The organism is Nocardia miyunensis NBRC 108239, assembly GCF_001613065.1.
GTDB classification, from domain to species: domain Bacteria; phylum Actinomycetota; class Actinomycetes; order Mycobacteriales; family Mycobacteriaceae; genus Nocardia; species Nocardia miyunensis.
Genome location: NZ_BDBQ01000071.1, coordinates 23,061 through 30,734 on the forward strand (window position 1 = coordinate 23,061; position 7,674 = coordinate 30,734).

General features: G+C 68.1%; 6 protein-coding genes. 5 read left to right on the forward strand and 1 reads right to left on the reverse strand.

Annotation, left to right across the window (positions count from 1 at the left end):
- The first annotated feature begins 2 nt into the window (after nt 1-2).
- From NM2_RS29700 to NM2_RS29720, 5 genes are all read left to right on the forward strand, one after another.
- Nucleotides 3-2,063: an NADPH-dependent 2,4-dienoyl-CoA reductase gene (locus tag NM2_RS29700; protein WP_067675527.1), complete on the forward strand. Its 2,061-nt coding sequence runs from the start codon at nt 3-5 to the stop codon at nt 2,061-2,063.
- Nucleotides 2,064-2,195: 132 nt separating this feature from the next.
- Complete coding sequence (locus tag NM2_RS29705) at nt 2,196-2,798, forward strand: VOC family protein (protein ID WP_157121389.1); 603 nt, start codon at nt 2,196-2,198, stop codon at nt 2,796-2,798.
- Nucleotides 2,799-2,905: 107 nt separating this feature from the next.
- Entirely contained in the window at nt 2,906-3,700 is a 795-nt protein-coding gene (gene cmrA, locus NM2_RS29710) for a mycolate reductase (RefSeq protein ID WP_067675529.1), read from the forward strand.
- A 422-nt stretch (nt 3,701-4,122) separates the two neighbouring features.
- Nucleotides 4,123-5,466 (forward strand): diaminopimelate decarboxylase, encoded by a 1,344-nt coding sequence (lysA, locus tag NM2_RS29715; RefSeq protein WP_067675512.1) that lies wholly within the window; start codon nt 4,123-4,125, stop codon nt 5,464-5,466.
- A 214-nt stretch (nt 5,467-5,680) separates the two neighbouring features.
- Nucleotides 5,681-5,863 (forward strand): hypothetical protein, encoded by a 183-nt coding sequence (locus NM2_RS29720; protein WP_067675515.1) that lies wholly within the window; start codon nt 5,681-5,683, stop codon nt 5,861-5,863.
- Between the two features lie 177 nt (nt 5,864-6,040).
- Here the strand turns inward: NM2_RS29720 and NM2_RS29725 are convergent.
- A partial coding sequence (locus tag NM2_RS29725) for a helicase HerA-like domain-containing protein (RefSeq protein WP_439956932.1) occupies nt 6,041-7,674 on the reverse strand: 1,634 nt, incomplete at its 5' end.

The following is a 7,674-nucleotide window of genomic DNA, read 5'->3' on the forward strand; positions in this document are numbered from 1 at the left end:
CCATGACCGCGAATCCCGCGACGGCCGCATCCGCCAACCCGTACCCGCATCTGTTCGAGCCGCTGGCGGTGGGCTCACTCACCCTGCGCAACCGGGTGGTGATGGGATCGATGCACACCGGGCTCGAGGACCGGGCGTGGGATACCAACCGGCTCGCCGCCTATTTCGCCGAACGAGCGCGCGGCGGCGTCGGCCTGATCATCACCGGCGGGTACGCGCCGAACCGGGAGGGCTGGCTGCTGCCCTTCGGCGCGAAACTCACCAACCGGACCGAGGCGTACCGGCATCGCGCGATCACCCGCGCCGTGCACGCCGAGGGCGGCCGGATCGCCCTGCAGATCCTGCACGCCGGACGGTATGCCTATGTGCCGTTCAGTGTTTCGGCCTCCTCGATCAAGGCGCCGATCAATCCGTTCCGGCCGCGCAAGCTGTCCGGCAAAGGGGTCGAGCGCACCATCGACGACTACGTGCGGTGCGCGGAACTGGCGAAATTCGCCGGATACGACGGCGTCGAGGTGATGGGCGGCGAGGGCTACCTGATCAATCAGTTCCTGGCCCCGCGCACCAACAAGCGCACCGACCGCTGGGGCGGATCGCCGGAGAACCGCCGCCGCTTCCCGGTCGAGATCGTGCGGCGCATCCGCGCGGCCGTCGGGCCGGATTTCCTCGTCGTCTTCCGGCTGTCCATGGCCGAATTCGTCGAGCATGGCCAGACCGAACACGAGATCATCGCGCTGGCAACGGAATTGGAGGCCGCCGGAGTCAGCGTCCTGAACACCGACATAGGCTGGCACGAGGCGCGGGTGCCTACCATCGTCACCTCGGTGCCGCGCGCGGCGTTCGTGGAGTTCACCGCGAAAATCAAGGCGCGAGTGGATATTCCGGTGTGCGCGTCGAACCGGATCAACATGCCCGAGACCGCCGAGGAGATCCTCACCCGCGGCGACGCGGACCTGATCTCGATGGCGCGCCCGCTGCTGGCCGATCCGGACTGGGCGAACAAGGCTCGCCAGACCCGCGAGGACGAGATCAACACCTGCATCGCCTGCAATCAGGCCTGCCTGGATCACGCCTTCGTCCACAAAACCGTGTCCTGCCTGCTGAATCCGCGCGCGGGGCACGAGACCGAACTGCGGCTGCTGCCCACCCGGCGGATGCGGCGCATCGCCGTCGTCGGCGCGGGCCCGGCCGGGCTCTCGGCCGCGGTGAGCCTGGCCGAACGCGGGCACAAGGTGGATCTGTTCGAGGCCGATGACAAGATCGGCGGCCAGTTCGACATCGCCCGGCGTATTCCGGGCAAGGAGGAATTCACCGAGACGATCCGGTATTTCACGCGCAGACTGGAGGTCACCGGGGTCCGGGTGTTCCTGAACCGCCGGGTCGAGGCCGCCGAGCTGATCGAGGGACGGTACGACGAGGTCGTGCTGGCCACCGGCGTGCGCCCGCGCATCCCCGATATCGCCGGTATCGACCATCCGAAGGTGCTCACCTACGCTGAGCTGGTGCGCGAGGAGAAGCCGGTCGGCAAGAAGGTCGCGGTCATCGGCGCGGGCGGAATCGGTTACGACGTCAGCGAATTCCTCACCGTCGACGGACATCCGTCCTTGAAGCTGGACGAGTGGATGCAGGAATGGGGCGTCACCGCGGCGGATCCCGACACACCCGGGCAGCTCGGCACCGCGCGCCCCTCCCCCGCGACCAGGGAAGTCGTTCTGCTGCAACGTAAATCGGGCACGTTCGGCAAGAGCCTGGGCAAGACCACCGGGTGGGTGCATCGTGCCGCGGTCAAGGCCAAGGGCGTCGAGCAGATCGGCGGAGTCAACTACGAGCGCATCGACGATCGCGGCCTGCACATCAGCTTCGGGGAGAACCGGTCCCGTCCGACGATCATCGACTGCGACAACGTGATCCTCTGCGCCGGACAGGAATCGGTGCGCGAACTGGTCGAGCCGCTACGGTCCGCGGGCGTGCGGATCCACCTGATCGGCGGCGCGGACGTGGCCGCCGAACTCGACGCCAAGCGGGCGATCGATCAGGGCACCCGGCTGGCGGCGGGGCTCTGATGGGCACGCTCACCCGCTAACCCACCATGAGAGGGCCTGGACCACAATGAGTTTCATGATCTCGTACACCGCCGCCGACCTCCACGCCGAAAAGGCCGTCAACCAGTGCACCCGACCGGCGGCGAGGCTCTGATGGGCACGCTCACTCGCCTCGGTATGCCCGGAGACGAGAAGGATTGGACCGCACTGGGTTTCACGGTATCCGACGGCGGTTTCCTGGTCGGCGGCATCAGCTGCACCATCGATATGCGGCCGAGCTGGGGTTTCGACGGGGCCATCGCCGATCCGGACCTGCTCGGCATTCCGGAGCTGCTGTCCGGAGATCGTGACGAATTACCCGGCGACACAGTGCATCCCAATGCGGTGAGCTTCGTCGACCATGTCGTGTACTGGGTGCCCGACCTGGACGAGGGCCTGGCCGCGCTCACCGCCGTGCTGGGCACCGGGCCTCGCAAACGCTTCCGTCCGCGCGGGCCCTCCGGCCCCGAGATGGCCTTCTACCGCGCGGGTGCGGCCGTGATCGAGGTCGTGGCATCCGGGAAACCGGCCACCCTGCCCGGAATCGCCTTCGGCACACGCGATCTCGATGCCACCGTGGCGGCCGTCCGCGCGGCCGGCGGCCCGATCAGCGACCCCAAACCGGCGGTCCAGGGCGGCCGCATCGCCAGCGCCTGGTCCGGCCACTTGAACTGGGGCATCGCCTTCTACGAGCCCGAGCGCCGACCGGAACGGTGACCGAGGATGCACCCCGGCCACCGAGTGCGGGCTCGTCCGTCGGCGGCGAACCTCCGGCAGGTGCGCTCGGCGGCGGCGGCATCGGCACAGACGGTAGGCTCCCCGGCGTGAGTCTTCCCGCACCCACTTCAGACAATCGTGCCGTCGTCACCGGAGCGTCCTCGGGGATCGGCACCGCGCTGGCCGAGGAGTTGGCCCGCCGCGGTTATTCGGTGATCCTGGTCGCCCGGCGCGGCGATCTGCTCGCCGAGCTGGCCCAGCGACTGACCGACCGGTACGGGGTCGCCGCCGAGGTGCGCGCGGTGGATCTGTCCGACCGCGACCAGCGCGCCCCGCTATCGGCCGAACTCGCCTCCCGCGATATCGCGATCCTGTGCAACAACGCCGGTGTCGCGACGTTCGGGCCGGTCGCCGAGCTGGACCTGGACTTCGAACGCTCGGTGATGGAACTCAACGCCGTCGCGGTGCACGATCTGACCCTCGCGGTGCTGCCGGGCATGCTGAAGCGGCGCGGCGGCGGCATTCTGATCACCGGATCCGCGGCCGGGAACATGCCGATCCCGAACAACGCCACCTATGCGGCCAGCAAGGCGTTCACCAACAGCTTCTCCGAATCGCTGCGCGGCGAACTGACCGGCAGCGGCATCAACGTCACCCTGCTCGCGCCCGGCCCGGTCCGCACCGACAACCCGGATCAGGACGAGGTCGGCAACAAGATCCCCGATTTCATCTGGGTCACCGCCGCCTACACCGCGAAGATCTCCATCGACGCACTCGAACGCAACAAGATGCGCGTGGTCCCCGGGTTGATCAGCAAGGGGATGAGCGTCGCGGGGCAATACTCCCCGCGTGCGCTGACCGCACCCATCGTGGGCGCGTTCTACAAGAAGCTCGGCGGGTAGAGCACACCGCTCAGCCACGACAAGACGCGCGCGGCGTCGGCCTGATCAGCAAAGGGACAGCCGTCCCGGAGCACCCCCCCACCACGCTGACCACCCCCGTTGGCGCGTGTTCTCCACCGAGCTCGGCCGGTTTCGATCAGGCCGCCGCCGACGGCATCACACGCGCTCGGCCGCGCCAAGATGCGCGGGTCCTACCTGGTCGGCAAAGACATGAGCGTCGTCGGCCAGCGGTTCCCGCCGCGCCACCGTACGTGCGTCCTACCAGGAGCGGGATGGGGATCACACGGGTGTCAGCAATGCGTCAAGATCGCGCCGGAGCTGGTCAAGGGCGCGTAACGGGCCGATTGGGCCGAGTCGCCCCGGCGTATTCCTGACAGTGGCCCCGCACCACAGGAGAAAGCGGGGAACACACAGGAGAAGCCGTGACGCTGCTCGAGATCTTTCCGTCGCTGCGGTCGGGAATGCAGTCCCCGCGTCTGGACGCGACCATCTGGCCGTGTGAGACGCACTACGACGATCTGGGCCGGATCACCGTCGGCGGGGTGGCACTGGCCGATATCGCCGATCAGTACGGAACCCCGGTCTACGTCCTGGACGAGTCCGAGGTGCGGCGGCGCTGCCGGGCGTACCGCAAATACTTCCCGGACGCCGAAATCGTCTATGCGGCAAAGGCTCTGCTGACCAAATCGGTTGCCGCCTGGGTCGCCGAGGAGGGGCTGTCGGTCGACGTGTGCTCGGCCGGTGAACTCGCCATCGCCCTGGCCGCGGGCGTGGATCCGGAGCGAATCGTATTGCACGGCAGCGGCAAACCGTTCACCGAACTGGAGTCCGCGGTGCATGCGGGCGTCGGCCGGATCGTGGTCGACTCGATCACCGAGATCACTCTGCTGGCCGCGGTCGCCACTCGGCCGCAGCGGGTGCTGCTGCGGCTGTCCCCCGATATCGATGTGCACGGCCATCCCGCGGTGAGAACCGGTGTGGCGGACCAGAAATTCGGCTTCCCGCTCGGCAGCGCCGCGGCGGTCGACGCGATCGACCGCATCATGCGTCAGCCCATGCTGGAGTTGGTGGGCCTGCACTGTCATCTCGGTTCGCAGATCCACGATCCCGACTTCTATGGTGAGGCAGTGCGCCGCCTGATCGCCGAAATGTCCCGTGTGCACAGCGAATACGGCCACACGCTGCCGCAACTCGATCTCGGCGGCGGCCACGCGGTCGCGTACCGGTGCGGTGACGCGGAGATGAATCTTCCCGAACTCGCCGATATCGTCGAGGACGCCCTCGACGCGGCCTGCGCGCTGAATCACTTTCCGCGACCGAGGATCTCGCTGGAACCGGGCCGCGCCATCGTCGCGCGCGCCGGGGTGACGCTGTACCGGGTGATGGCGGTCAAACACGTCGAGGGCGGGCGCACCTTCGTCATCGCCGACGGCGGCATGAACGACAATCCGCGCGTGGCCCTCTACGGCGCGCGGTACGACGCCGTGGTCGCCAATCGCCATCCCACCGGCCCGCACATGACCGCGACCGTGGCCGGGCGTTATTGCGAGGCAGGCGATATCCTCGCCGCCGACGTCCTCCTGCCCGCCGATCTGCGCCCCGGCGAGGTCCTGGCCGTCCCCTGCACCGGCGCATACCACCACAGCCTGGCCTCGACCTACAACGGCGTGGGCCGCCCGCCGATCATCTCGGTCCGCAACGGCCGCTGCCACGAGCAGATCCGCCGCGAAACCCCGGCTGATCTATTGGCTCGAGATCTCGGATAGAGCCTCGCCGCGCTGGCACCGGTGCAGCACAGGCGGTTTGGTCAAGGATCGGCCCGGCCGCTTCGGCCTGTTCGCGGGCCCTGGCCTTCCTCGCCCATCGGGTCGCGCAGACCGCCCCGCTCGTCGGTGACGGCCGCGATCCCGAGGACATCCTGGCCGAACTGCGGCGCTTCTATTCCGACGCGGCTTTGGCCACCAGCCCCACCTCCCTGCCATGCCTCAGGAGTTCGCCGATCCGGCGCACATCCGCTACGGCAGCGACGGCCCGTTTGCCCCGCCCCGTCCGTCGCCCGCAACGACGAACACCTGGACGGGTTACGACGCCTGGCCCGAAGGCGGCCTGCGGGCGATCAACCGCGGCGACGCCGAAAACCTTTTCCCGCGCTCGGCCGCCTGACACATACCCGCCCACCCGGACCCCGACCAGCCGCGCGCACGCAACATACCTGCCCCGAATCCCGGTGATCAGCGAGGCCGACACGGAGCAAACGCCGGGCACGCTACACCGGGCAACGGTCTGCTCGATTGCGCCGTATCCCAAGGTGGACAACCGCATTCATTGCGGAGTACCAGATCAGCGCTTGCGGGTACCGAACAGGCTGCGGCTGATCTCCTTGCTCGCGGCGTTCGCCGCGGAGCGCAGAAAACTCTTGACCGCCGGATTGCTCATGATGCGTTCGGCGGCGGACTGCTCGCCTCGGGCCGGGCGCTCGGCACTCGGCGGCGAGTCCGGTTGCGCGGCAGCGACTTCAGCGGAGAGTATCTCGTAGGCAGACTCGCGGTCGATGGTCCGGCCGTACTTGCCGTACAGGGCGCTGGACAGGGCGTGCGAGTGAATCGCGTCCTCGCCGATGGTGTTCATCAGCGATCGCGGCGGGCGCAGGCGTGACCACGCGACGGGCGTGGGCGCGCCCTCCTCCGAGAGCACCGTCACGATCGCCTCGCCGATGCCGAGCGAGGTGAGCGCCTTCTCCAGGTCGTAGGCGGTCGTCTTCGGATATGTGCGCACGGTTTTGGACAGCGCCTTCTGATCGTCCGGGGTGAATGCGCGCAGCGCATGCTGAATGCGCGCGCCCAACTGGGAGAGCACCGGATTCGGTATGTCCGTGGGCAATTGGGTGCAGAAGAAGACTCCGACCCCCTTGGAACGGATCAGTTTCACCGTCTGCTCGACCTGCTCGAGGAATGCCTTGGACGCCCCGGCGAACAACAGATGCGCCTCGTCGAAGATGAAGACGAGCTTGGGCTTGTCGATGTCGCCGATCTCCGGCAACGTCTGGAACAGATCGGCGAGCACCCACATCAGGAAGGTGGAGAACAGCACCGGCCGCGCCGACTGCGCACCCAGTTCGAACAGCGTGATGACACCCTGCCCGTCCACGGTGCGCAGCAGATCGGCCGGATCCAGTTCCGGCTCACCGAAGAACGTGTCGCCGCCCTCTGCCTCGAGGTTGACCAGCGCGCGCAGGATCACCCCGGCCGTCGCCGCGGACACCCCGCCGATGCCCTGTAGGTCCGGTTTGCCCTCGGGGCTGGTCAGGTGCTGGATCACCGACCGCAGATCCTTCAGATCCAACAGCGCCAGGCCCTGCTTGTCGGCCCAGTGGAAGATGAGCCCGAGCGTGGATTCCTGAGTTTCGTTGAGCCCCAGCACCTTACTGAGCAGCACCGGGCCGAACGAGGTGATCGTGGCGCGGATCGGCAAGCCGACGCCCTCGGTGCCCAGCGAGACGAATTCGGTGGGGTATCCACTCGGCTTCCATTGTGTATCACCGGTTTCCGCGGCGCGGGCGAGCAGTTTGTCGCTGGACGCACCCGGCTGCGCCAAGCCGGACAGATCGCCCTTCACATCGGCCAGAACCACCGGAACGCCTGCCGCGGAGAGCTGTTCGGCGATCCCCTGTAGTGTCTTGGTCTTACCGGTTCCGGTCGCACCGGCGATGAGCCCGTGCCGGTTCATCGTGCGCATCGGAATACGCACGCGCGCATCGGCATCCGCGACGCCGTCGACCAGTGCCGCACCCAGTTCCAGCGCCGCGCCCTCGAAGGCGTATCCGGCGGCGATCTCCCGGGCCACCGCGGATCCGGTTCCGCCCGAGGAACTCTCGGTCGACTGCGGAGAATTCGCCCCCGCCTGTTCCGAATTCGCGACGCCCTCCCCCGCCGCCGCGGACTCCGCCGAGGCCGCCTCCTGCTCGGCGGCCTCCG

Excerpts from the sequence above, each read along its gene's own strand:
- NM2_RS29700 (WP_067675527.1), top strand. The coding sequence starts at position 3 with ATGACCGCGAATCCCGCGACGGCCGCATCCGCCAACCCGTACCCGCAT.
- NM2_RS29705 (WP_157121389.1), top strand. The coding sequence starts at position 2,196 with ATGGGCACGCTCACTCGCCTCGGTATGCCCGGAGACGAGAAGGATTGG.
- NM2_RS29720 (WP_067675515.1), top strand. The coding sequence starts at position 5,681 with ATGCCTCAGGAGTTCGCCGATCCGGCGCACATCCGCTACGGCAGCGAC.